At 69.3% G+C, this 21598-nt stretch carries 24 protein-coding genes, 2 tRNA genes and 1 pseudogene; 6 read left to right on the forward strand and 21 right to left on the reverse strand.

Annotation, left to right across the window (positions count from 1 at the left end; genetic code table 11):
- Window positions 1–187: 187 nt before the first annotated feature.
- Together MRBLMI1x_RS12595 and MRBLMI1x_RS12600 are read right to left on the reverse strand one after the other, a co-directional pair.
- Window positions 188–261, reverse strand: a tRNA-Ile gene (locus tag MRBLMI1x_RS12595).
- Between the two features lie 14 nt (window positions 262–275).
- Complete coding sequence (locus MRBLMI1x_RS12600; protein ID WP_363459139.1) at window positions 276–1355, reverse strand: DMT family transporter; 1080 nt, start codon at window positions 1353–1355, stop codon at window positions 276–278.
- A gap of 41 nt (window positions 1356–1396) precedes the next feature.
- On the opposite strand from MRBLMI1x_RS12600, the gene def reads away from it, so the two are divergent.
- Entirely contained in the window at window positions 1397–1963 is a 567-nt protein-coding gene (gene def / locus MRBLMI1x_RS12605) for a peptide deformylase (RefSeq protein ID WP_018186644.1), read from the forward strand.
- Window positions 1964–1973: 10 nt separating this feature from the next.
- Window positions 1974–2363 carry an ester cyclase gene (locus MRBLMI1x_RS12610; RefSeq protein ID WP_018186643.1) on the forward strand — a complete coding sequence of 130 codons (390 nt, stop codon included), beginning with the start codon at window positions 1974–1976 and terminating at the stop codon, window positions 2361–2363.
- Between the two features lie 3 nt (window positions 2364–2366).
- Here the strand turns inward: MRBLMI1x_RS12610 and MRBLMI1x_RS12615 are convergent, their stop codons facing one another.
- The 8 genes and pseudogenes from MRBLMI1x_RS12615 to dusB form a co-directional block, all read right to left on the reverse strand.
- Window positions 2367–2990 (reverse strand): DUF4328 domain-containing protein, encoded by a 624-nt coding sequence (locus tag MRBLMI1x_RS12615; protein ID WP_363459142.1) that lies wholly within the window; start codon window positions 2988–2990, stop codon window positions 2367–2369.
- Between the two features lie 103 nt (window positions 2991–3093).
- Window positions 3094–3156, reverse strand: a pseudogene (locus MRBLMI1x_RS12620) (hypothetical protein); the annotation flags it as partial.
- 83 nt (window positions 3157–3239) lie between these two features.
- Window positions 3240–3494 carry a hypothetical protein gene (locus MRBLMI1x_RS12625; RefSeq protein ID WP_018186641.1) on the reverse strand — a complete coding sequence of 85 codons (255 nt, stop codon included), beginning with the start codon at window positions 3492–3494 and terminating at the stop codon, window positions 3240–3242.
- A 103-nt stretch (window positions 3495–3597) separates the two neighbouring features.
- Window positions 3598–3673 (reverse strand) — tRNA-Asn (locus MRBLMI1x_RS12630).
- 61 nt (window positions 3674–3734) lie between these two features.
- The gene (locus tag MRBLMI1x_RS12635) at window positions 3735–4502 is read right to left on the reverse strand and encodes an ATP-binding cassette domain-containing protein (RefSeq protein WP_026302846.1); all 768 of its coding nucleotides are present in this window, start codon (window positions 4500–4502) and stop codon (window positions 3735–3737) included.
- A gap of 71 nt (window positions 4503–4573) precedes the next feature.
- Window positions 4574–6424, reverse strand: coding sequence for a DNA primase (dnaG, locus tag MRBLMI1x_RS12640; protein ID WP_018186639.1), 1851 nt, complete (start codon window positions 6422–6424; stop codon window positions 4574–4576).
- Window positions 6424–7821, reverse strand: a complete 1398-nt coding sequence (locus MRBLMI1x_RS12645; RefSeq protein ID WP_231370896.1) for a deoxyguanosinetriphosphate triphosphohydrolase — start codon at window positions 7819–7821, stop codon at window positions 6424–6426. Before MRBLMI1x_RS12645 ends, dnaG begins: the two co-directional genes overlap by 1 nt.
- Window positions 7793–8953: a tRNA dihydrouridine synthase DusB gene (gene dusB / locus MRBLMI1x_RS12650; RefSeq protein WP_363459145.1), complete on the reverse strand. Its 1161-nt coding sequence runs from the start codon at window positions 8951–8953 to the stop codon at window positions 7793–7795. Before dusB ends, MRBLMI1x_RS12645 begins: the two co-directional genes overlap by 29 nt.
- Before the next feature lie 63 nt (window positions 8954–9016).
- Here dusB and MRBLMI1x_RS12655 point away from each other — a divergent pair, with 63 nt between their 5' ends.
- A complete protein-coding gene (locus MRBLMI1x_RS12655) occupies window positions 9017–9511 on the forward strand; it encodes a glutathione peroxidase (RefSeq protein ID WP_363459147.1) in 495 nt (164 codons plus the stop codon).
- 67 nt (window positions 9512–9578) lie between these two features.
- On the opposite strand, the gene MRBLMI1x_RS12660 is transcribed toward MRBLMI1x_RS12655, so the two are convergent.
- Window positions 9579–10256 carry a DsbA family oxidoreductase gene (locus MRBLMI1x_RS12660; protein WP_018186635.1) on the reverse strand — a complete coding sequence of 226 codons (678 nt, stop codon included), beginning with the start codon at window positions 10254–10256 and terminating at the stop codon, window positions 9579–9581.
- 60 nt (window positions 10257–10316) lie between these two features.
- Between MRBLMI1x_RS12660 and MRBLMI1x_RS12665 the strand changes: the two genes are divergently transcribed.
- On the forward strand, window positions 10317–10880 hold the full coding sequence (locus MRBLMI1x_RS12665; protein ID WP_363459149.1) for an AAA family ATPase: 564 nt from the start codon (window positions 10317–10319) through the stop codon (window positions 10878–10880).
- Window positions 10881–10883: 3 nt separating this feature from the next.
- Here the strand turns inward: MRBLMI1x_RS12665 and MRBLMI1x_RS12670 are convergent, their stop codons facing one another.
- Window positions 10884–11690: an isoprenyl transferase gene (locus MRBLMI1x_RS12670; protein ID WP_018186633.1), complete on the reverse strand. Its 807-nt coding sequence runs from the start codon at window positions 11688–11690 to the stop codon at window positions 10884–10886.
- Window positions 11687–12415 (reverse strand): DNA repair protein RecO, encoded by a 729-nt coding sequence (recO, locus tag MRBLMI1x_RS12675; protein ID WP_018186632.1) that lies wholly within the window; start codon window positions 12413–12415, stop codon window positions 11687–11689. Before recO ends, MRBLMI1x_RS12670 begins: the two co-directional genes overlap by 4 nt.
- Before the next feature lie 35 nt (window positions 12416–12450).
- Between recO and MRBLMI1x_RS12680 the strand changes: the two genes are divergently transcribed.
- Entirely contained in the window at window positions 12451–13137 is a 687-nt protein-coding gene (locus MRBLMI1x_RS12680; RefSeq protein ID WP_336123578.1) for a trimeric intracellular cation channel family protein, read from the forward strand.
- Window positions 13138–13171: 34 nt separating this feature from the next.
- Here MRBLMI1x_RS12680 and leuA read toward each other — a convergent pair whose 3' ends face one another.
- Window positions 13172–14932: a 2-isopropylmalate synthase gene (gene leuA / locus MRBLMI1x_RS12685; RefSeq protein WP_363459152.1), complete on the reverse strand. Its 1761-nt coding sequence runs from the start codon at window positions 14930–14932 to the stop codon at window positions 13172–13174.
- Between the two features lie 185 nt (window positions 14933–15117).
- Here leuA and MRBLMI1x_RS12690 point away from each other — a divergent pair, with 185 nt between their 5' ends.
- The gene (locus tag MRBLMI1x_RS12690; protein WP_363459154.1) at window positions 15118–15744 is read left to right on the forward strand and encodes a hypothetical protein; all 627 of its coding nucleotides are present in this window, start codon (window positions 15118–15120) and stop codon (window positions 15742–15744) included.
- Window positions 15745–15756: 12 nt separating this feature from the next.
- Here the strand turns inward: MRBLMI1x_RS12690 and MRBLMI1x_RS12695 are convergent, their stop codons facing one another.
- Genes MRBLMI1x_RS12695 through MRBLMI1x_RS12725 form a run of 7 tightly spaced genes read right to left on the reverse strand, consistent with a single transcriptional unit; the run spans window position 15757 to window position 21596 of the window.
- A complete protein-coding gene (locus MRBLMI1x_RS12695) occupies window positions 15757–16686 on the reverse strand; it encodes a quinone oxidoreductase family protein (RefSeq protein ID WP_363459156.1) in 930 nt (309 codons plus the stop codon).
- Between the two features lie 35 nt (window positions 16687–16721).
- Window positions 16722–17618 carry a GTPase Era gene (gene era, locus MRBLMI1x_RS12700; RefSeq protein WP_018186627.1) on the reverse strand — a complete coding sequence of 299 codons (897 nt, stop codon included), beginning with the start codon at window positions 17616–17618 and terminating at the stop codon, window positions 16722–16724.
- On the reverse strand, window positions 17615–18931 hold the full coding sequence (locus MRBLMI1x_RS12705) for a hemolysin family protein (RefSeq protein WP_018186626.1): 1317 nt from the start codon (window positions 18929–18931) through the stop codon (window positions 17615–17617). The genes era and MRBLMI1x_RS12705 overlap by 4 nt, the downstream gene beginning before the upstream one ends.
- A complete protein-coding gene (ybeY, locus tag MRBLMI1x_RS12710; RefSeq protein WP_018186625.1) occupies window positions 18928–19395 on the reverse strand; it encodes an rRNA maturation RNase YbeY in 468 nt (155 codons plus the stop codon). Before ybeY ends, MRBLMI1x_RS12705 begins: the two co-directional genes overlap by 4 nt.
- Window positions 19392–20420 carry a PhoH family protein gene (locus tag MRBLMI1x_RS12715; RefSeq protein ID WP_363459414.1) on the reverse strand — a complete coding sequence of 343 codons (1029 nt, stop codon included), beginning with the start codon at window positions 20418–20420 and terminating at the stop codon, window positions 19392–19394. The genes ybeY and MRBLMI1x_RS12715 overlap by 4 nt, the downstream gene beginning before the upstream one ends.
- Window positions 20421–20466: 46 nt before the next feature.
- A complete protein-coding gene (locus MRBLMI1x_RS12720) occupies window positions 20467–20814 on the reverse strand; it encodes a histidine triad nucleotide-binding protein (protein WP_026302843.1) in 348 nt (115 codons plus the stop codon).
- A 44-nt stretch (window positions 20815–20858) separates the two neighbouring features.
- Window positions 20859–21596: a 16S rRNA (uracil(1498)-N(3))-methyltransferase gene (locus MRBLMI1x_RS12725; protein ID WP_363459159.1), complete on the reverse strand. Its 738-nt coding sequence runs from the start codon at window positions 21594–21596 to the stop codon at window positions 20859–20861.
- Window positions 21597–21598: the final 2 nt, after the last annotated feature.

The following is a 21598-nucleotide window of genomic DNA, read 5'->3' on the forward strand; positions in this document are numbered from 1 at the left end:
CCCCGACAAGCCGAGCCAGGCCGAAGGCGACATCGGCGACGATGACATCACGGCCGCCGAGCAAGACACCGACGAACGGGAGTCCGACGCGCAGGACGACTGAACCTACGCGATACGACGAAGCCCTCGCATTCTGCAAAGGAGCGGGGGCTTCCTCGTGCGACGCCGTAGAAGTTCAGAGGTTGAGTAGGGCGGGTGGGACTTGAACCCACGATCGTCGGGTTATGAGCCCGCTGCCTTGACCAGCTTGGCCACCGCCCCCTGTGGAGTCGAGCTTATCGCCCGGGCCGGTCCTCGTCTTTCACGGGCGGCTCCGGCCACACCTTCGAAACGGCCTCGGTGAGACGGATCGACCCCGTCGAGGGACGTCTGCCTTCGGCGGCATCCGCACTCCCCCGCGTGATCGGGATCTCCTGGCTCTCGCTCACCACCTGCGGGTGGTAGCGGGCCAGCTGGAACACCCCGGTGACGGCCAGGACGCCCGCGATCGCGAAACCGATGTATGCGCCGAGCGGTGCGCCCTGCGCTTCGTTGAGGACCGCGAGACCGATCACGATGGCGACGATCGGGTCGATGACCGTGAGACCGGCGATGACGAGGTCCGGCGGACCCGACGAGTAGGCCGTCTGGACGAAGTAGGCGCCCATCGCCGTGCCCGCGAGCAGGGCGACGATGCACAAGACGGTGAGCCATTCGAAGTCGCCGTTGGCGATGCGGTTGATGACCACCTTGGCGAGGGTTGCGACGAAGCCGTAGACCACGCCGGCCGCCACGATGTAGAACAGGGCACGCATCCGCTTGCGCAGCGTCCCCCAGAGGACGCCGAGGACCACCACGACGCCCAGCAGGATGCCGAGGACGGTCAGGAGCTGCCCGTCGCTGATGGGGCGCTCGGTCGCGTACAGCGCGGCCACCGTGACGAAGATGAAGATGCCGCCGACGCACAGCGCGATGGAGGTGATCGAGCGCCTCGTCGGCTTGTGGCCGCTGATCCGGGCGTTCAGAAGCGTCGTGATGACCAGCGAGATCGCGCCGATCGGCTGGACGAGGATCAGCGGCGCGAACGACAGCGCCGCCAGCTGGCACACGATCGCGAGGCCGAGCATCACGGTCCCGAGAACCCAGGACGGACGCGTCAGCAGACGGAGCAGCTGACTGCCGGTCAGACCGGAGACACCCGCCTGAGCCGTCAGCCGCTCGACCTTCTGCACACCGCGGTGCTGGTACTGCGCGCCGAAGGACATGAAGACCGCGCCGACGAGGGCGAGCGGGATGCCGATCAGGATCGCCGGGTTCCCGAACACGCCCACCAGTTCATCGGTGAGGTCGTTGATCGGTGTTCCGGCATGAATCACGCCTCGACGATACCCGGCTCAGGCCTCGTTAGGCTTCTGACGTGGCCGTACTTCCGATTCGCATCATGGGCGATCCCGTCCTTCACTCCGTCGCCGCTCCCGTCGCCGAGGTGACGGATGAGATCCGCACCCTTGTCGCGGACATGTTCGAGACGATGGACACCGCTCCCGGTGTGGGACTCGCAGCCCCCCAGGTGGGCGTCGGTCTGCGCATCTACACCTACTCCTATCAGGATGACGACGGCGCCCCGTGGCGCGGCGTGATCATCAACCCCGAACTCTGGATGTCGCCGCCGGAGCCGGGATCCCCGGACCCCGATGACGAGTCGGAGGGATGCCTGTCGTTCCCCGGTGAGCGCTTCCCGCTCCGCCGCGGCGACGAGGTGCTCGTCACCGGCACCGACCTCGACGGCGGCCACGTCCGCATCCGTGTCGACGGCTGGCGTGCCCGCATCATGCAGCACGAGTTCGACCACCTCAACGGCATCCTCTACATCGACCGGCTGTCCGACTCCGATTGGAAGACGACGCAGAAGATCGCGCGCAAGCGCGGCTGGGGAAAGCCGGGCCAGAGCTGGATGCCGGGCGTCGACGACCTCGACGCCTGAGGCACTTCGCGTGGAACCGTGGGAGCTGCACGGGTGGTTCGAGGAGTATCTCGACGCGTGCAACCGACATGATCTGACGGAGGTCCGCGGGTTCCTCGACCCCGCGGTCCGCCGCGCACACCTGCCGGCAGGAGCAGACGCCTGGATCGACGATCTCGCCGACCTGTTCCACGGCTTCCCGGACTGGCGGTGGAAGACGATCCAACTCGTCGCCGAGGACGACCGCATCGCTGCGCACCTCCGCGGCAGCGGGACGCATACCGGACCGTGGCGCGGCATCCCTGCCACCCGTCGCCACGTCAACGCGGCGGAGTTCCGGTTCCTCCGGCTCGACAAAGGCCGGATCGTCGCCTCGAGCGGCTCCGACGACACGGACGTGGAGGCTCAGCTCACCGCGTGAGCGTCAGCGCCCTGCCGGGTCCATGGCGTCGGTCGCGCGGGTGAGGATCACGATGGCAAGCGGAACGGCGGCAATGGAGAGGAGCTCCCCCAACAGCGACGTGGACATCACGGCAGGGTAGTCCGCGAGGGTCTCGGCGTTCCACGACAGCCTGCCGGAAAGTGACACGAACGCCGTCGAAGCGATCCAGAGGCCCCACCAGGTGCCCAGGATCGCTCGAGTCAGGCTCGCACGCGAAGCCACCACGAGGTCCTTCACGTTCTGGAACGGGAACCACCACGCGATCACGGGGATGAGCCAGGACACGACGTGCCACACCGGTGTGCGACGAGTGGCGGTCGGGGTGATCGCGCGGACGCGCACCGCGGCACGGTACTGCCAGACGACCCAGCAGATTCCCGTCGCCAGCATCAGCCCCGCCGACGCCAAGGAGATCGGCGCGGACAGCGTGTCGTAGAGCTCCAGGTCCGACAGCGGCGCGGCTCCTCGGGTGAAGCCGTCGACGGCGACGAGTCCCCAGGCCTCGACGAGGACGGTGAGGAACGAGACGACCGCCCCGACGATGAGGAGGATGCGGGTGGCTCCGGCGATGCCGCGGAGGGGGCGGATGACCTGCGGTGCGGACACCGGGTAGCCGGCCGGTTGCCCCGGGGCGGCCCCCCCCCCCGGGCGCCGGCCACGCCGCAACAGCCGGCGGCGGCGCCGTCCACTCCGTGCCGTCCCAGTAGCGCAGCTCGTTGCCCGCATGCGGCGCCGGGTACCATCCGGCAGGCGCGCTCGTACGATCCGTCATCGTGATCCCCCCACGTGTTCTGAAATCCGCTCTGCACACTATCGGGTCCGCGCTCGTGCCGTGCGTCCGAGCACCCCCGATGCTCACCGAGGCGGCGTGGCAGCCGATCCTTCGTCGCGAGCCTGGCGGCGGTAGCGCGCCTCGCGCGCCGCGACGTGGATGCCGAGGCCCGAAACTCCGAGCGCGAGGGCGAGTGCGAGCCCGAAGAAGGCGACGTCGTTGCCCGCGCCGTACTGGACCGCCGCCCAGAACAGCAGGATGACCGCGGCGAAGCCGACCAGCGCTCCCACACGTTCACCCCAGGTCCAGGCCGACCAGCCTGCGTTCCCCGTGTCCATGCGATCAGCATGGGGCCACAAGGGCGCCGCGGCAAGAGAAATCCGTTGCTCGCAAAGTTCGGGAATGACGAAACCCCCGGGTATCCGGGGGTTTCGGTCAGAGTGGCTCCCCGGCTTGGACTCGAACCAAGAACCTATCGGTTAACAGCCGATTGCTCTGCCAATTGAGCTACCGAGGATCAGTCACCCGGAACCGGGCAACCACACAATCGTAGCAAAGCCCGAGGGGTGTTCGTGACATCAGCCGCCGATGCGTGTCGCCTCGTCGGGGGTCCACAGCACGTCGTCGAGGTGCCGGCCGACACCGACCGGGTGACCTGCTCGCAGGACGAGCACCTGCGCTGCGAGGTCGGTCACGAGCTCGCGCTCGTTGGTGACCACGAGCAGCGCCATGCCGTCCTCGATCCTGCGCAGGAGTGCGTCGCGCACCGCGGGACGGACATCCACGTCGAGGTTGGCATAGGGCTCGTCGGCGATGAGGACCTGCGGATCGAGGACGAGGCTCCGCGCGATCGCCACCCGCTGACGCATACCCGAGCTGAGCTCGTACGGGTACTTCTCCGATGCGCCGATGGGCAGCTGCAACTCGTCGAGCAGCGCGGCGACGCGGAGCGCGAGCGCGCGCTCGTTGACCTTCCGATCGCGCCCCGTGATCGGCTCGGCGACGATCTCGGAGATGGTGAGGCGGGAGGGAAGCGACGAGTTGACGCCCTGCGCGAGATGGCCGGTGCGGTACCCGCGGATGCGGCGGGCACGACCCCGCGCACGCAGCGAGATCCCGGCGACCTCGCCGGTGCCCCCCACGATGCGAAGATCGCGCTGATCGGCCCCCGCCAGACAGGACGCCAGACTCGACTTCCCGGAGCCCGTTGCTCCCATGACAGCGAGGGTCTCACCTGGCATCAACCGGATCGACACGCCGTCGACGACGCGTGTGTCGGCTGACGCACGAGCGATCGACAGGTCCGAACAGAAGATCGCGGCATCCGGATCGTTCACTCGAGGCATGCGATCCATCCTCACCTCTCCGAGCCGGGGATGCCAGTCGTCGAGGTCGATGCGCTGATCATCGGCGCCGATCAGATCGAGTCGGCCAGGGTCCGTCGTCGCTGATCGAGGTCCCGCAGCGCGACGCGGACCGCGCGACCTTCCTCGGACTCGGCCGACACCCGCTGAACCGCCCCGAGGAGTTCGGCCTTCTCGCGATCCATCGCGCGCAGCCGCAACCGCTGGCACATGGCTCGTGCGGACGCCTTCGCCTCGATCTCCGTGAGCGCGGGAAACGACGACGTCAGGAGCTCAGCAGCGAGCCCGCGGTACGGCTCCCGTGTCGCGTCGACCGCCGCCGTCGACCAGCCGACGCGCGACCGATCCGGCTGAGCGGTGACCGCCTGGCGCACCGCTTCGAGAGCGGGGTGCTCCATCGGGATCTGAAGCGCGGCATCCACCTCGGCGGCATCCAGGACGTGCCCGTACTGCAGCACCCCCATGAGCGCGTCTCGCTCGAGAGTCACGCTCGCGGTCCGCGGCAACGTCGCCATCGTCACCCGCACCGGCGCGGAACCCTCCTCCGGTGACTGGGCAGCCGCTGGGCCGCGCTCGCGCGGTGCGTGATTGCCCCGCGCGGCCCGCTCGACCGCCGGCGTCACCTCGCCCAGATCCATCCCCAGCTTGCGGGCGAGGACCCGGGTGTACCCCGGCCTCAGCGACGAGTCGCGGATCTCGGCAACGATCGGTGCCGCCGCACGCAGAGCACCCACACGACCCTCGACACTCCGCAGGTCGAAGCCCGCCAACTTCTGATCGATGACGAACTCGAACATGGGGGCCTTGGCGTCCATGAGCGCACGCACGGCGCCATCGCCGCGATTCAGCCGCAGGTCGCAGGGATCGAGACCATCGGGCGCGACGGCCACGTACGTCTGGGCGGAGAACCTCTTCTCATCGGCGAAGGCGCGCAGTGCCGCCTTCTGACCTGCCGCATCGGGGTCGAAGGTGAAGATCACCTCGCCCGCCGCGCTGTCGTCGCCCATCACGCGACGGAGGACGGTGATGTGGTCGGATCCGAACGCCGTTCCGCAGGTGGCGATCGCCGTCGTGATGCCGGCGAGATGGCATGCCATGACGTCCGTGTATCCCTCGACGACGACGACGCGGTGAGACCGCGACACGTCCTTCTTCGCGAGGTCGAGGCCGTACAGGACCTGCGCCTTCTTGTAGATCGGCGTCTCGGGGGTGTTCAGGTACTTCGGTCCCTGGTCGTCGTCGTAGAGCTTGCGCGCACCGAAGCCGATCGTCTGGCCGGTGAGGTCACGGATGGGCCAGACCACGCGTCCGCGGAAGCGGTCGTAGACACCGCGCTGCCCCTGCGAGACGAGGCCCGCCGTGGTGAGCTCTTCATCCGTGAACCCCTGTGCGCGCAGTGCGTCGCGCATGTTGTTCCAGCCCTTCGGCGCGTACCCGACCCCGAAGTGCGCCGCAGCACCGGCGTCGAAGCCGCGCTCGCCGAGGAATCGACGCCCGGCATCCGCTTCGGCCGTCGCCAACTGTCCACGGAAGTACTCCGCGGCGGCGGTGTTCGCTTGGTAGAGCCGCGTGCGACCGCTCGTCTCGGGGGCGGCGCCGCCGTCCTCGTAGTGCAGCTGGTAGCCGATCCGCCCCGCGAGGCGTTCGACCGCCTCGGTGAACGACAGGTGGTCCATCGCCCGCAGGAACGAGTACACATCGCCCGACTCGCCGCATCCGAAGCAGTGGTAGTACCCCGCCTGCGGACGGACATTAAAGCTCGGGCTCCGCTCGTCATGGAACGGGCAGAGCCCCTTCATCGACCCGACACCGGCGGACTTCAGGGCGACCCGCTCGCCGACGATGTCGACGATGTTGGTGCGGGCCTTCACCTCGTCGACGTCGGCTTGACGGATGCGGGCCATCAGAGGCCCTCGATCGGTTCGGGGAGCGCGAAGCCGGGGTTCGCGACCGCCCGCGATCCCGCCGGCCACAGTCCGAGCTCCCGCAGGTCGACGGGCCCCACGAGGGCGGAATGCCATTCGATCGCGAAGCGGTCCGTCAAGGTCGCGACCTGGTCGACCACGACGCGCTTGCGCTCGGCATCCGTCTGCGCCGCGGCGAAGTCGACGGCGTGCACGCGGTCGAGGTGCTCGGGGCGCTCGAGGAGCGCCGACGCGAGCCGCTTCAGCACGCGACGCTGCTCCTTGTAGAGACCCTTCCGACCGTCGATCGACACGACGAAGGCGCCGATCGTCCCCTTGAGGACCGCCATCTCGGCCTCGATGACGCGCGGCACGATCATGCGTCCCCGGTATCGCGTCAACGCCGGGGTGTCGTAGTGCTCGCGCGTCGCCGCGGTCGCCGCGCGCGCGAAGCGTCCGATGAAGTCCGACGTCAGGTTCTTCAGCCGCGCCACCGAGGCGCGCGTCCCGTCGAACTCCGTCATCCACTCGGGCAGCCGCACCAGCCGGTACATCGCGTCCGCCAGCTCGTCCCGGCTGAAGCCGAGGCCCACCCACGATTGGATCGCCGTGAGGAGCGACTCGCGCTCGCGACTGTCCGCGAGGCGCCGGGGGTCGAGGTAACCGTTGAGCACCGCGTCCTCGAAATCGTGGACCGAGTAGGCGATGTCGTCGGAGAGGTCCATGACCTCCGCCTCGATGCACCGCACCCGGCCGGGCGCACCCTGCCGCATCCAGTGGAAGATCGCCTCGTCCTCGGCGTACACGCCGAACTTCTGCCGCCCACCCGGGTCGGGGATCGCGTGATCCGCCGTCCACGGGTATTTGCACGTCGCGTCGAGGCTCGCCCGGGTCAGGTTGAGCCCGAAGCTCTCACCGTCGTCGTCGACGACCTTCGGCTCGAGCCGGGCGAGGATGCGCAGCGACTGCGCGTTGCCCTCGAAACCGCCGATGTCCTCGGCCCACTCGTTGAGCGCACGCTCGCCGTTGTGCCCGAAGGGCGGATGCCCGAGGTCGTGGCTCAGGCAGGCCGTGTCGACCACGTCGGGCGAGAGCTCGAGCGCGATCGCGAGCTCTCGACCGACCTGCGCCACCTCCAGCGAGTGCGTCAGCCTGTTGCGGGCGAAGTCGTCGGGACTCGCGGGGCTCAGCACCTGGGTCTTGGCTGCCAGGCGACGGAACCCCGCGGAGTGCAGCACCCGCGCCCGGTCACGCGCGAACCCGTCGCGGAGGGAACGGTGCTTCTCGGGATGGAACCGCTCGGCGTCGTGGTCGTCGTAGCCCGTGGGACGTCCGGCGGCGATGCCCACGCTCGCGCCGGTCACCGCCTCAGCCGCCACTGGTGTCGAGCTCCGCATCGGCGAGGGCGGTGGATGCCGCGTGGCCGATCTCGCGCGAGTCCAGCCAGCCGTCGGGCAGAGCGGGCCGCTTGGGCGTTCCCGCACGCCCGCGCTGCCCCTCGGCGGCCGCGCCGGGGTACGGCGCCTCGAGGTCGAGGGTCGCGAGCAGTTCGTCGATCTCCTCGAGGCTCGAGACCGTCGCGAGCTTGGCGCGGAGGTCACCGCCCACCGGGTACCCCTTGAAGTACCAGGCGACGTGCTTGCGGATGTCGCGGCAGCCGCGGTCCTCGCTCTCGAAGAACTCCACCAGGAGTTCCGCGTGGCGTCGGAACGCGGCCGCGACGAACCCGAGTGTCGCGTCGACCGGATCGGCGGCGTGGCCGGTGCCCAGTTCGCGCGCGAGGTCACCGAAGAGCCAGGGGCGGCCGAGGCATCCGCGTCCGACGACGACGCCGTCGCAGCCGGTCTCGGCCATCATGCGGCGGGCGTCCTCCGCCGACCAGATGTCGCCGTTGCCGAGGACGGGGACACTCGTCACCGTCTCCTTCAGCTTCGTGATCGCGGACCAGTCGGCGTGCCCCGAGTAGAACTCGGACGCCGTCCGTGCGTGCAACGCGACGGCGGCGACGCCGGCGCCCTCGGCGATCCGGCCGGCCTCGAGGTAGGTGAGGTGGTCGGAGTCGATGCCCTTGCGCATCTTCACCGTCAGCGGGACCGAACCCGCGGCCTTGGCGGCGCGCTCGACGATCTCGCGGAACAGCGCCGTCTTCCAGGGCAGGGCCGCGCCTCCGCCCTTGCGAGTGACCTTCGGGACCGGGCACCCGAAGTTCAGGTCGACGTGATCGGCGTGATCCTCTTCGACGATGATCCGGACGGCCGCTTCGACGGTGGCCGGGTCGACGCCGTAGAGCTGGATCGACCGCGGGGTCTCGGACTCGTGGTGGCGGATCAGGCGCATGGTCGTGGCGTTCCGCTCGACGAGCGCGCGAGTGGTGATCATCTCGCTCACGTAGAGGCCGGCACCGTACTCGCGGCACAGACGTCGGAAGGCGGTGTTGGTGATGCCCGCCATGGGCGCCAGCACGACGGGCGCGTCGAGGGTGATGGGCCCGATGCGCAGTGGCGCGGGCGGAGCGAGGGTCGTGGACATATCCTTCACATTCTCCCAGACGGCGAGCGCATCGGGCATCTGCGCGAGTCCTATCGTGGAGACATGACCGAAACCTCCTCGCTGCGAGAGATCCCGTTCACCACCGCAGACGGGAAGGAGGCGACACTCGGCGACTTCGGCGACAAGGCGTTCCTCATCGTGAACGTCGCATCCAAGTGCGGACTGGCTCCCCAGTACGAGCAGCTCGAGGAGCTGCAGAAGCAGTACGGCGACCAGGGCCTGCAGGTCATCGGCTTCCCCTGCAACCAGTTCATGGGCCAGGAGCCCGGGGCGATGGACGAGATCCTCGACTACTGCGCCGTCAACTGGGGCATCACGTTCCCCATCATGGACAAGGTGCGCGTCAACGGATCGCACGCCGCCCCGCTCTATAAGGCGCTGAAGAAGTCCCCGAACGCCGAGCGCGCCAAGGGACCAGTCATGTGGAACTTCGAGAAGTTCCTCGTGACACGCGACGGTGAGCTGCACCGCTTCCGCCCGCAAACCAAGCCCAACGAGCCCGAGGTGATCTCGGCGATCGAGAAGGCCCTCGCCTGAGACCTCGCACGAACGATGAAGGCCGCATCCCCGATCCGGGATGCGGCCTTCATCGTGGGAGAAGAGCTCAGCTCGCGGCGGGCTCCTCGGCGCGCTCAGCCCACACCTGGCGGGCGATCTGCGCGAACGCTGCGGCGGGCTGGGCGCCGCTCACGCCGTACTTGCCGTCGATGACGAAGAACGGAACGCCCTGGATGCCGTAGGCCTGGGCCTGAGCCTGGTCGGCGCGCACCGCCTCGAGATACCGCCCCGACTCGAGCGCGTCGCGCGTCTGGTCGGTGTCGAGGCCCACGTCACCGGCGAGCGCGACGAGGTCGTCGATGTTGCCGACGTGACGGCCCTCGGTGAAGTAGGCCGACATGAGACGCTCGGTCGCCTCCTTCTGGAGGCCCTGCTCTTTCGCGAAGTGCAGCAGCTCGTGGGCCTTCACGGTGTTGGTGTGCTTGAGGATGTCGAACCGATAGCCGAGTCCGGCGTCGGCGGCGACACCGGTCACGCGGTCGAGCATCTGCTGCACCTGATCGGCCGGCATCCCCTTGTACTCCGAGAGGAAGTCGATCTCGGTTCCGTCGAAATCGACGGGGGTGTCCGGGGACAGCTCGTACGAGTGGAAGGTCACCTCTACGCGGGGGGCGTCGGCGTCCGTCGCCGTCTCCGCCAGCCCGGTCTCGAGGTTCCGCTTACCGATGTAGCACCACGGGCAGGCGATATCGCTCCACACGTCGATCTTGATGGGTTCCGTCACATCCCGTGCAACGCCACCTGGCCCTCGCGGTATTCCCTCCGCCGCTCCTAGGCTGGCGGGATGCTGTCGGCCGACACCCCGCTCCCGTTCCGCCCGCAGCGCGTCGTGATCGCCGGCACCACCGGCGTCGGGAAGTCGACTCTGGCACGGCAGCTGGCCGAGCTGTGGGGCCTCGAGTACACGGAGCTGGACGCGCTCTTCCACGGACCGCGGTGGACGACGCGACCCGAGTTCCTGAGCGACGTCCGCCGCGTCGCCGACGGCGACCGGTGGGTGTCGGAGTGGAACTACTTCGGGTCCGGCGGCGGACAGATCCTCGGCGAGCGCGCCGACCTCGCCGTGTGGCTCGACCTGCCGCGTCGGGTCGCCCGCGCGCGGCTGCTCCGCCGCACGTTGCGCCGCCGCATCCGTCGCGAGCGACTCTGGAACGGCAACGTCGAGCCGCCGCTGTGGACGGTCTTCCGCGACCCCGGTCACATCCTCCGGTGGGAGATGCGCACGCACCGCACATGGCAGACGCGGATGCCGGTGGTCGCCGCCGAGTACGACCTGCCCGTCGTGCGCCTCACGCACCCCCGCGACGTGGATCGTTGGCTCGCGGGGCCTGCTGCCGACGTCCGCTGAGCGTCAGGACGCGGTCGGCGCGTCCTTCGCCCCGCCGAACCGGCGGTCGCGGGAGAGATACAGCTCGATCGCTCCCCACAGGTCCGTGCGGGAGAAATCCGGCCACAGCGTGTCGAGGAACACCATCTCGGCGTAGGCCGCCTCCCACAGCAGGAAGTTCGAGGTCCGCTGCTCCCCGCTGGAGCGTACGAACAGGTCGACGTCGGGCATGTCGGGGACGTACAGGTGCCGGCGGAGCGTCTTCTCGGTGATCGCCGACGGCTTCAGCTTCCCCCGGGCGATCTCCTCCCCCATGGCGCGCATCGCATCGACGATCTCGTGACGTCCGCCGTAGTTCACGCACATCGTGAGGGTCAATCCCGTGTTGCCGGACGTGAGCTGTTCGGCGTACTGGAGCTCCTTGATGACCGACCCCCACAGCCGGGGCTTTCGGCCCGCCCAGCGGATGCGGACGTTCCACTCGTTGAGCTGGTCGCGACGACGGTGCAGCACATCGCGGTTGTACCCCATGAGGAAGCGCACCTCCTCGGGTGAGCGCGCCCAGTTCTCGGTCGAGAAGGCGTACACACTCAGGTGCTTCACCCCGGCCTGGACCGCACCGGCCACGACGTCGAGGAGGACCTCCTCCCCCGCGCGGTGCCCCTCGATCCGCGTGAGACCGCGGCGGTTGGCCCAGCGGCCGTTGCCGTCCATGACGATCGCGACGTGAGCCGGGACCGAGCCCTTCGGGAACTCCGGCGGGTACACGCCGGTCCAGTCGAGCGGGCGGTAGGGCACCGCGTCGCGATGCGTGTACGGCTTGGGACTCACCGAGGCGCCTCCAGGTGGGACAGGGAACGGATGCCTCGTTCAGTGTGCCACTGCGCATACGCCGCGATGAGACCGGAGGATGCCGCGGTGGCGCCGCCCGATGCGGCATCCACCACATCCCACTCCCCCGCCAGGAGCGCACGCAGGAGGTCGGAGGTCTCGGCGCTCACCCGAGGCGACCCCGCCGGCGCGCACGCGGAGCAGACGATGCCGCCCAGCTGAGCGACGAACCAGTCGTGCGGTCCGGGCGCACCGCACCGCGCGCATTCCTGCAGCGACGGCGCCCAGCCGGAGAGGGACATGACGCGGAGGAGGTAGGAATCGAGGACCGATCTCGGTGCGTGATCGCCTCGCGCCAGCGCGCGGAGCCCCCCGACGAGCAGCAGGTACTGCTGCGGCGTCGTCTCGGCCTCGTTGAGCCGGTCGGCCGTCTCGGACATCGCCGACGCCGCCGTGTACCGGTCGTAGTCGGTCGCGATGTCGGCACCGTAGGCGCCCAGGGACTCCGCCTGCTGCACGATGTCGAGCGAGCGGCCCTTGTACATCTGGACGTCGGCGACCATGAACGGCTCGAGCCGCGCGCCGAACTTCGACGACGTGCGGCGGACGCCCTTCGCCACGGCACGGACCTTGCCGTGACGACGGCTGAGCATCGTCAGGATGCGGTCGGCCTCACCCAGCTTGTGGGTGCGCAGGATCACGACCTCGTCACGGTAGGTGGGCACCCATCGATTATCCCGTGACCAGGCACAATGAAGGCGTGACCGAGCCGCAGTTCCTCATCCCCCTCTGGGCAGACCTCACCGCCGTCGGCCTCGGCGGCGTGCAGGGAGCCCTGTTCGCCTCGGGGTTCCAGGGGCAGCGTCGTCTCGACCTCCTCGGGGTCGCCATCATCGGCGTCGTCATGGGGCTGGGCGGCGGCATGATCCGCGACCTGCTGCTCAGCACGACACCCGTCGCCCTCCAGAGCGACGGCTACCTGATCACCGTCACCGCGGCGGCGCTGATCGGGATGCTGCTCGCCAACGTGTTCCAGCGCCTCAACGCCGTCATCGTGGGCCTCGACGCCGTCGCGATCGGGATGTTCGGCGCCCTGGGGACGACGAAGGCGCTCGCCCTCGGCCTCCCGCCGATCCCGTCGATCTTCGTGGGCGCCTGTGCCGCCGTCGGCGGAGGACTCCTCCGCGACGTGTTCATGGGACTCCCCGTCGCCATGATGCACGTCGGGTCGCTCTACGCCGTCGCCGCCGCGGTCGGATGCGCCGTCCTCGCCGTCCTCGACACCCTCGGGGTCCCGGCGGTGCCCGCCGCGATCACGTGCATCGCCGTGACCGCCGTCATCCGCGTGCTCGCCGTGGTCTTCGACATCTCGCTGCCCGAGCAACGGGCCCTCTACCGCAGGAAGGTCGCCGTCGAGACCTCGACGATCCCGATCATCAAGCCGTGACCGGGCGCCCCTCGGCGGCGACCTCCTGCAAGAGTCAGACGCCCGCCAGTTCGCCCTCGTGGATGCGGCTGCGGATCGCCCGGTTCACGGCCGACACGATCGCCTTCAGGCTCGCGGTCGAGATGTCGCCGTCGATGCCGACGCCCCACAGGCGCTGATCCTCCACCTGCAGCTCGACGTACGCGGCCGCGTGGGCGTCGCCGCCGGCACCGAGCGTGTGCTCGACGTAGTCGTACAGGGAGATCTCGAAACCTCGCTCGCCGAGGACCTTCAGGAACGCCGCGATCGGACCGTTCCCCGCGCCGGTCGCCGCGACATGCTCGTCGCCGTCGCGGAGGGTGACGTCGAGCGTGACATCACCGGACATGTCGCTCTGGGTGCGCGTGGACAGGAGCTCGAAGCGACCCCACTTGTCGTCGGCCGCGCGGGCGGGCAGGTACTCGTCCGAGAAGATCGACCAGATCTGACCGCTGGAGACCTCGCCGCCCTCGGCATCCGTCTTCGCCTGGACGACGCCGGAGAACTCGATCTGGAGCTTGCGCGGCAGGTCGAGGGAGTGGTCCGTCTTCAGCAGGTAGGCGACGCCGCCCTTGCCGGACTGCGAGTTGACGCGGATGACGGCCTCGTAGGACCGCCCCAGGTCCTTCGGGTCGATGGGCAGGTACGGGACAGCCCACTCGATCTCGTCGACCGAGACGCCCGCGGCCTTCGCGCGGGCCTCCATCGCCTCGAAGCCCTTCTTGATGGCGTCCTGGTGCGACCCGCTGAAGGCGGTGAAGACCAGATCGCCGGCCCAGGGGCTGCGCTCGGGGACGGGCAGCTGGTTGCAGTACTCCGCGGTCCGCTTGACGTGGTCGATGTCGCTGAAATCGATCTGAGGGTCGATCCCCTGCGTCAGCAGGTTGATCCCCAGGGCGACCAGGTCGACGTTGCCGGTGCGCTCGCCGTTGCCGAACAGGCATCCCTCGATGCGGTCCGCGCCGGCCATGTAGCCGAGCTCCGCCGCGGCGATCGCGGTGCCGCGGTCGTTGTGCGGGTGCAGCGACAGGATGATGTTCTCGCGGTGGGCCAGGTGACGGCTCATCCACTCGATCGAGTCGGCGTACACGTTCGGCGTCGCCATCTCGACCGTCGCCGGCAGGTTGATGATGACCTTGCGGTCGGGGGTGGGCTCGAACACCTCGATCACCTGGTTGCAGACGTCGACGGCGAATTCGAGCTCGGTGCCCGTGTAGCTCTCGGGCGAGTACTCGTAGTAGACGGCCGTCTCGGGGATCGTCTTCTCGTACTGGCGGCACAGGCGCGCGCCCTCGAGAGCGATGTCGATGATTCCCTGCTGGTCGGTGCGGAACACGACCTCGCGCTGCAGAACGCTCGTGGAGTTATAGAGGTGCACGATGGCCTGCTTGGCGCCGGCGATCGACTCGTACGTGCGCTTGATGAGGTGCTCGCGGGCCTGCGTCAGCACCTGGATCGTGACGTCCTCGGGGATGACGTCGTCCTCGATGAGCTGGCGGACGAAGTCGAAGTCCGTCTGGCTCGCGGAGGGGAAGCCGACCTCGATCTCCTTGTAGCCCATCTTCACGAGCAGTTCGAACATGACGCGCTTGCGCTCGGGGCTCATCGGGTCGATGAGGGCCTGGTTGCCGTCGCGCAGGTCGACGGCGCACCAGCGGGGCGCGACCTCGATGCGGTTGCCGGGCCACGTGCGGTCGGGCAGGTCTACACGGATCTGCTCGTGGTACGGGCGGTACTTGTGGATCGGGGCGCCCGAGGGCTTCTGGTGGTTTCGCATGATGGGGCTTCTTCTCTCGTCACTGGTGCGGACCCACGACAACCTCCGCGACGAGTTGGTCCTAGATCGAGGACTCGTCGCGGCGACGAAGAAGGAGGCCGCAGAAGCGCATACCGACACGTTACACCCCGCTCGCGCCGCTCGACATTCTGAGACGGATGCCGCGGACCTGACACTCTCCGGGCATGATGCACCGTCGCTCCTTCGCCGTCCTCGTCGCCGGCGCCGCCCTCCTGCTCACCTCCTGCGCCGCCGCGGCCGATGCGGGTGGCTCGGCAGCACCCCCGGGATCGGCGCTCGCCGCGCTCACACCGGAGAACCCCACCGGCGAGGTGTGGGGCCAGGGAACGATCCTCGACGACGGTTCGGCGGTCGAGCTGTGTCTCGGGGCGGTTGCGGAATCCGCACCGCCGCGGTGCAGCGGCATCCCCGTCACCGAATGGTCCTGGGACGGCAAGCTGGATGCGACATCGACGGGCGGGTCGACGTGGGGAGCCTACGCAGTCTGGGGCTCGTACGACGGCACGACGTTCACCCTGACACGAACGCCGGTGCCGCTCGCCCTGTTCGATGCGATGCCGGCGCCCGATCCCACCGAGGGGAAGACCGGATCAGCCACCGCGGAGGACATCGCAACGATCGAGAAGATCGTCCCCGATGCGATCGGCAACGACATGCTGGGGATGCACGACCAGGACGGCTGGGTGTACGTCGACGTGATCTGGGACGACGGCACGTGGCAGAAGGCGGCCGACCAGGACTTCGGGACCGGCAAGGTGATCATCCGCTCCGCGCTCAGATCCGTCGGCTGAGCGACGCTCCCGCTACGGCAGCAGTGCGAGCTTGCCGCCGGGGTGCCCCTCCATGAGGAAGCGCGCCGCCTGGACCGCGTCGGCGAACGGGAAGGTGCGGGCGACGGGCACCTCGAGCAGTCCGCGCCGCGCGAGATCGACGAGCTCGCCGCGGACGGCGTCGCGGAACGCAGCGCTCGCGGGCAGCATCCCGCCGATCGCCACGATGCCCTCCGACTCGAGGTCACGACGGACGATCGTGATGATGCGCGTCCTGTCCTCGACGAGCGCGAGCGAGGCCTCGATCGCCTCGTCGGTCCCCACGCCGTCGAGCGATGCGACGAAGGACGCGCCCGCCGCGGCATCCTTCGCCCTGTCGACGAGGCCAGGTCCGTAGGTGATCGGGATGCCGCCGTAGCGCCGGACGACATCGGCGTTCCGCTCTCCGGCGGTCCCGACGACGCGGACGCCCCGGACGGCTGCCTGCTGCAGGAAGCTCACTCCGACCGCGCCGGAGGCGGCGTGGAACAGAACCGTGTCGCCGCTCCGCGCACCGCTTAGCTCGAGCAGCTCGGCGGCGGTCGCACCGGCCAGGAACAGGTTCGCTGCTTCGGGATGGGCGAGGGTCGACGGCTTGGCGAAGACCTTCTCGGCGGGAACGGTCAGCTCGGTGGCATACCCGCCGCTCAGGCGGAACGCGAGCACCTCGTCGCCGACCGTCGCCGCGCCCGAGCCGATCTGCGTTCCGGCACCGAGCGCGGTGATCTCACCGGACACCTCGTACCCGATCGGGAAGGGGAACGTCGCATCGGGACGCGTGGGGTACTTCACATCAGCCGGGTTCATCCCGATCGCACGCACCCGGATCGTCACCTCTCCGGGGCCGGGCGCCGAGACGTCGACCTCTCGCAGCTCCCAGTCCGAGAGTCCTTCCGGACCGGTCGCGAACCATGCCTGTGCCATGCGTGTGCCCTTCCGTGATGACCCGGCGTCGCGGGTCAGAATCCGAGGCGCCCGAGCTGCTTCGGGTCGCGCTGCCATTCCTTCGCCACGCGTACCCGGAGCGACAGGAACACGCGTCCGCCGACCAGCGGCTCGATGCCGGCGCGTGAGCGCGCACCGACGTCCTTCAGCCGCGAGCCGCCGCGACCGATGATGATCGCCTTCTGGCTGTCGCGCTCGACCACGATGTTCGCGTAGACGTCGGTGAGGTCGCTGTCCTCGCGGGCAGCGATGTCCTCGACGGTCACGGCGATCGAGTGCGGCAGTTCGTCGCGCACACCGTCGAGCGCCGCCTCGCGGATGATCTCGGCGATCCGGTCCTCGAGACTCTCGTCGGTGACCATCCCCTCCGGATAGAGCGGCGGTCCCTTCGGCATGAGCTTCAGGAGTTCGTCGGCGAGGACGTCGAGCTGGTCGTCCGTCACCGCGGACAGCGGGATGACGGCGTCCCAATCCTCGCGGAGCGCGTCGACCTCCATGAGCCGCTCGGTGATCTCCTCGCGCGACGCGATGTCGACCTTCGTGACGATCGCGACCTTCTTCGCCCGGCCGTAGCCGTCGAGGGATGCCGCGATACGCCGGTCGCCCGGGCCGACCTTCTCGGTGGCCGGCACGAGGAACCCGATCGCGTCGACGTCGCCGAGCACCTGCTCGACGAGGTCGTTGAGTCGCTGCCCGAGAAGAGTCCGCGGCTTGTGGATGCCGGGGGTGTCGACGATCACGAGCTGACCGCCCGGACGGTTGAGGATGCCCCGGATCGCCTTGCGCGTGGTCTGCGGCTTGTCGCTGGTGATCGCGACCTTCTCGCCGACGAGGGCGTTGGTCAGGGTCGACTTGCCGACATTGGGACGTCCGACGAACGTCACGAAACCGGAACGGCTGCTCACGGTCACTCCGATCCCCGCGCGACGCGGATCTCTGCGGTGGATGGGGATACGGGTTCGGCGGCCGGTGGGTCGGCGCGCTCGACGAAGACGGTCGCGAGGCCGCGGCCCCGGCCGAGGGATGTGCCGCCGGTGAGGACGAGCCCGCTGTGCTCGACGCGGACGCCGGGGACGGGGACGCTGCCGAGCGCCTTGCCGAAAAGGCCGCCGATCGAGTCGACGTCGTCGTCCTCGAGTTCGATCCCGAACAGGTCGCCGACCTCGTCGAGGGCCAGGCGGGTGCTCACGCGGAATCGACCGCCGCCGAGGTCCGAGACCTCGCTCGTGCGCAGGTCGTACTCGTCCGCGATCTCGCCCACCAGCTCCTCGATGAGGTCCTCGAGCGTCACGAGTCCCGACACTCCGCCGTACTCGTCGACGACGAGGCAGACGTGCACGGCTTCGCGCTTCATCTGCTGCAGCAGACTCTCGGCACGCATCGACTCCGGCACGAAGACGGCGGGCCGGGCGATCTGCGCGACCGGGACGCCCCGCCACGCGGTCTCGTCGCGGTAGGCGAACTGGACGAGGTCCTTGAGGTACACGACGCCCGTGATGTCGTCGGCCTCGCCGTCGGCGATCGGGATGCGGGAGACGCCCTTGTCGAGGAAGAGCGTCATCGCCTCCTGTGTCGTGGCCGCGGCATCCATGGTCACCATGTCGGTGCGGGGCACCATGACGGCGCGCACGAAACGGTCGGTGAAGTCGAAGACGGAGTGGATGAGGTCGCGGTCGTCGGCCTCGATGAGGTCCTGCGACGCGGCCTCATCGACCATGCTCAGCAGCTGCTCCTCCGACGCGAAGGACGCCCCACGGTGGATGCCGGGGGTCAGGCGGTCGCCGAGGAGGACCAGCAGGTGCGCCAACGGGCCGAGGACGATGCGCGCCCCGCGGATGAGCCCGGCGCACGCCTTCAAGAACCCCTTCGAATGCTGACGCCCCACGGCCCGCGGCGATGCGCCCACGAGGACGAACGAGGCGATGGTCATCACGACGACTGCGGCGAGCATCGCCCACCAGATGTTGTCGAAGACGAGGGTGAACGCCACTGTGACGATGACGGCGGCAGCGGTCTCGATGAGGATGCGGATGAAGACGACGGCCGTCCGGTGCGCGTCCGGGTCGGCGGCGATCCGGCGAAGACCTGCGCCGGAGCGCGCCTCATCGGCGAGGTCGGCGAGGTCCGCGCGGGACGTCACGTCGAGCGCCGCTTCGAGGGAGGCCATCAGCCCGCCGAGCGCGACGAGCAGCACAGCTCCGAGGAGCAGGAGGATCTCGGTCATGCGCGCCGGTGGCGCTCGCTCGAGTGGAACGCGCCGATGAGCTCCTTCTGAAGTCCGAACATCTCGCGCTCCTCCTCGGGCTCGGCGTGGTCGAACCCCAGCAGGTGGAGCAGGCCGTGCGTCGTGAGGAGGATGAGCTCGTCCATCGTGGTGTGCTTGGCCGCCTGGGCCTGGGTCTCGGCGACCTGGGGGCACAGCACGATGTCGCCGAGGAGTCCGGGAGGCGTCGGGGACTCCTCGGTTCCCGGGCGCAGCTCGTCCATCGGGAAGCTCAGGACATCGGTGGGGCCGGGCTCGTCCATCCACTGGACGTGCAGCGCCTCCATCGCCCCCTCGTCGACGAGGAGGATCGCCAGGTCGGCGTCGGGGCTGACGTGCAGCTCGGCGAAGTTGTTCTCGGTGAGGCGCAGCAGCACGGTCTCATCGACCTCGACGCCGGACTCGTTGGTGATCTCGATGGTCATGAACGTCCTCGCTTGGGCTGTCGGTCTCGGGGGCCGGCAGGGCGGAGCCCCGTCCGGCGCTCGGCGCGGTTCGCGAGTTCGCTCGCCTCGTCGCGCTCGCGTCGCGCCACGAGCTTCTCCTCGTCGTACGCGGTGTAGGCGTCGACGATCCGACCGACGAGCGTGTGGCGCACGACGTCGTCGCTCGTCAGACGCGAGAAGTGGATGTCATCGATGTCCTTGAGGACGCGGGTGACGAGTCGCAGCCCCGAGGCACCCTGCGGCAGGTCGACCTGGGTGATGTCGCCGGTGACGACCATGCGCGTGCCGAACCCGAGGCGCGTGAGGAACATCTTCATCTGCTCGGGCGTCGTGTTCTGGGCCTCGTCGAGGACGACGAACGAGTCGTTGAGCGTGCGCCCACGCATGTACGCGAGAGGCGCGACCTCGATCGTGCCCGACGCCATGAGCTTCGGGACGAGCTCGGGGTCCATCATCTCGTTCAGGGCGTCGTACAACGGGCGGAGGTAGGGGTCGATCTTGTCGGTCAGCGTGCCGGGGAGGAACCCGAGCCGCTCCCCCGCCTCGACGGCAGGACGGGTCAGGATGATGCGGCTGACCTCCTTGCGCTGCAGCGCCTGGACGGCCTTCGCCATCGCGAGGTAGGTCTTTCCGGTGCCGGCGGGGCCGATGCCGAAGACGATCGTGTTCTCCTCGATCGCGTCGACGTACTCCTTCTGGCCGCGCGTCTTGGGTCGGATGACCTTGCCGCGAGACGAGAGGATCGCTTCGCCGAGCACCTCGGACGGACGCATCCCGCTGTTCTCGCGGAGGATGCGGTTCGACTGCGTCACGTCGCTCGGGTCGAGGCCCTGGCCCGATCTCGCCATGCCGATCAGCTCGTCCACGAGCTCGTGGGCGCGCGCGACGGCGCCCTCGCCACCGGTCAGGGTGATCTCGTTGCCGCGGACGTGTACCTGCACGTCCGGGTGTTCGCGTTCCACGGTGCGCAGCAGACGGTCCTGCGGACCGAGCAGCTGCACCATGGCGACACCGTCCGCGTAGATGTGCGCGACGGTGGGTTCGGCGCTGTCAGCCACCGAGGCTCCCTTCCGTGAGTCCGCCGCCCAGCACGTGTGCATGGACGTGGAACACGGTCTGTCCGGCGTCGGGGCCGGTGTTGAACACGAGTCTGAAGTCGCCGCCGGCGTGTTCGGCGGCGACACTGTTCGCGAGGCCGACCAGCTCGGCCAGGAGGGCGGGGTCGCCCGCCGCGAGCTCGACCACGTCGCGGTAGTCCTCGGTCTTGGGGATCACGAGGAGATGGACGGGCGCCTGCGGGGCGATGTCGCGGATCGCGAACGCGTTGTCGGTCTCGGCGACGATCTCGGAGGGGATCTCACCCCGGAGGATGCGGGTGAACACCGATGGCTCGCTCATCCTCCCAGTCTACTCAGCGCCTTCCCGCGTCGGTCGGGTCCGGCTCACCAGCGGCCGAGGGCCGCATTGACCACGGCGAGGGCCGCCGGCCCCGCCGTCGAGGTGCGCAGCACAGTGTCGCCGAGCCGCACGAGCGTCGCACCCGCCGACTGCAGCAGGTCGAGTTCCTCGGGCGAGATGCCCCCTTCGGGTCCCACGACGAGGATCACGTCGCTCGCGTCGGCCGCGTCGATCTCGATGCGCGACAGCGCGACGGATGCCGTCGGCTCGAGCACCAGCATCCGTGCGTTCTGGGCGAGTGCCGCCAGTTGCCGCGTGGAGACCGGCTGGTGGAGTTCTGCCAGCCACGGCCGATGCGCCTGCTTCGCCGCCTCACGGGCGATCGTCTCCCAGCGTGCGACGCCCTTGGCGACCTTCGGACCCTCCCACCGCGAGACAGAGCGGGCCGCCTGCCACGGCATGATCGCGTCGACCCCGAGCTCCGTCGCCGCCTGGACGGCGAGCTCGTCGCGATCGCCCTTCGCGAGGGCCTGGACGAGGACGGTGCGCGGCGACGCCGCGGGAACCTCGGCGCGGGTGGAGACCTCGACCGAGACCTCTTTGGGCGCGGCGGCCGAGACCGTGCCGGTCAGCCACACGCCGCGGCCGTCACCCACCGTGACGTCCTCTCCCGCCCGGATGCGACGGACGGCCGCGGCGTGGTGCGCCTCGGCCCCCGTCAGCCGGACGACATCGCCCGGGCCGGCGGCCCCGGCATCCTCGATCAGGAAGTGGAGGGCCACGA

It is taken from the genome of Microbacterium sp. LMI1x-1-1.1 (genome assembly GCF_040676205.1).
Taxonomy (GTDB): Bacteria; Actinomycetota; Actinomycetes; order Actinomycetales; family Microbacteriaceae; genus Microbacterium; species Microbacterium aquilitoris.

Excerpts from the sequence above, each read along its gene's own strand:
- MRBLMI1x_RS12715 (WP_363459414.1), bottom strand. The coding sequence starts at position 20,420 with ATGGTGCAGCTGCTCGGTCCGCAGGACCGTCTGCTGCGCACCGTGGAA.
- MRBLMI1x_RS12625 (WP_018186641.1), bottom strand. The coding sequence starts at position 3,494 with ATGGACACGGGGAACGCAGGCTGGTCGGCCTGGACCTGGGGTGAACGT.
- MRBLMI1x_RS12695 (WP_363459156.1), bottom strand. The coding sequence starts at position 16,686 with ATGGCACAGGCATGGTTCGCGACCGGTCCGGAAGGACTCTCGGACTGG.
- MRBLMI1x_RS12635 (WP_026302846.1), bottom strand. The coding sequence starts at position 4,502 with ATGCCTCGAGTGAACGATCCGGATGCCGCGATCTTCTGTTCGGACCTG.
- leuA (WP_363459152.1), bottom strand. The coding sequence starts at position 14,932 with ATGCGAAACCACCAGAAGCCCTCGGGCGCCCCGATCCACAAGTACCGC.
- MRBLMI1x_RS12705 (WP_018186626.1), bottom strand. The coding sequence starts at position 18,931 with ATGACCGAGATCCTCCTGCTCCTCGGAGCTGTGCTGCTCGTCGCGCTC.
- MRBLMI1x_RS12665 (WP_363459149.1), top strand. The coding sequence starts at position 10,317 with ATGCTGTCGGCCGACACCCCGCTCCCGTTCCGCCCGCAGCGCGTCGTG.
- ybeY (WP_018186625.1), bottom strand. The coding sequence starts at position 19,395 with ATGACCATCGAGATCACCAACGAGTCCGGCGTCGAGGTCGATGAGACC.
- MRBLMI1x_RS12655 (WP_363459147.1), top strand. The coding sequence starts at position 9,017 with ATGACCGAAACCTCCTCGCTGCGAGAGATCCCGTTCACCACCGCAGAC.
- MRBLMI1x_RS12720 (WP_026302843.1), bottom strand. The coding sequence starts at position 20,814 with ATGAGCGAGCCATCGGTGTTCACCCGCATCCTCCGGGGTGAGATCCCC.
- dusB (WP_363459145.1), bottom strand. The coding sequence starts at position 8,953 with ATGTCCACGACCCTCGCTCCGCCCGCGCCACTGCGCATCGGGCCCATC.
- MRBLMI1x_RS12645 (WP_231370896.1), bottom strand. The coding sequence starts at position 7,821 with ATGCGGAGCTCGACACCAGTGGCGGCTGAGGCGGTGACCGGCGCGAGC.
- dnaG (WP_018186639.1), bottom strand. The coding sequence starts at position 6,424 with ATGGCCCGCATCCGTCAAGCCGACGTCGACGAGGTGAAGGCCCGCACC.
- MRBLMI1x_RS12690 (WP_363459154.1), top strand. The coding sequence starts at position 15,118 with ATGATGCACCGTCGCTCCTTCGCCGTCCTCGTCGCCGGCGCCGCCCTC.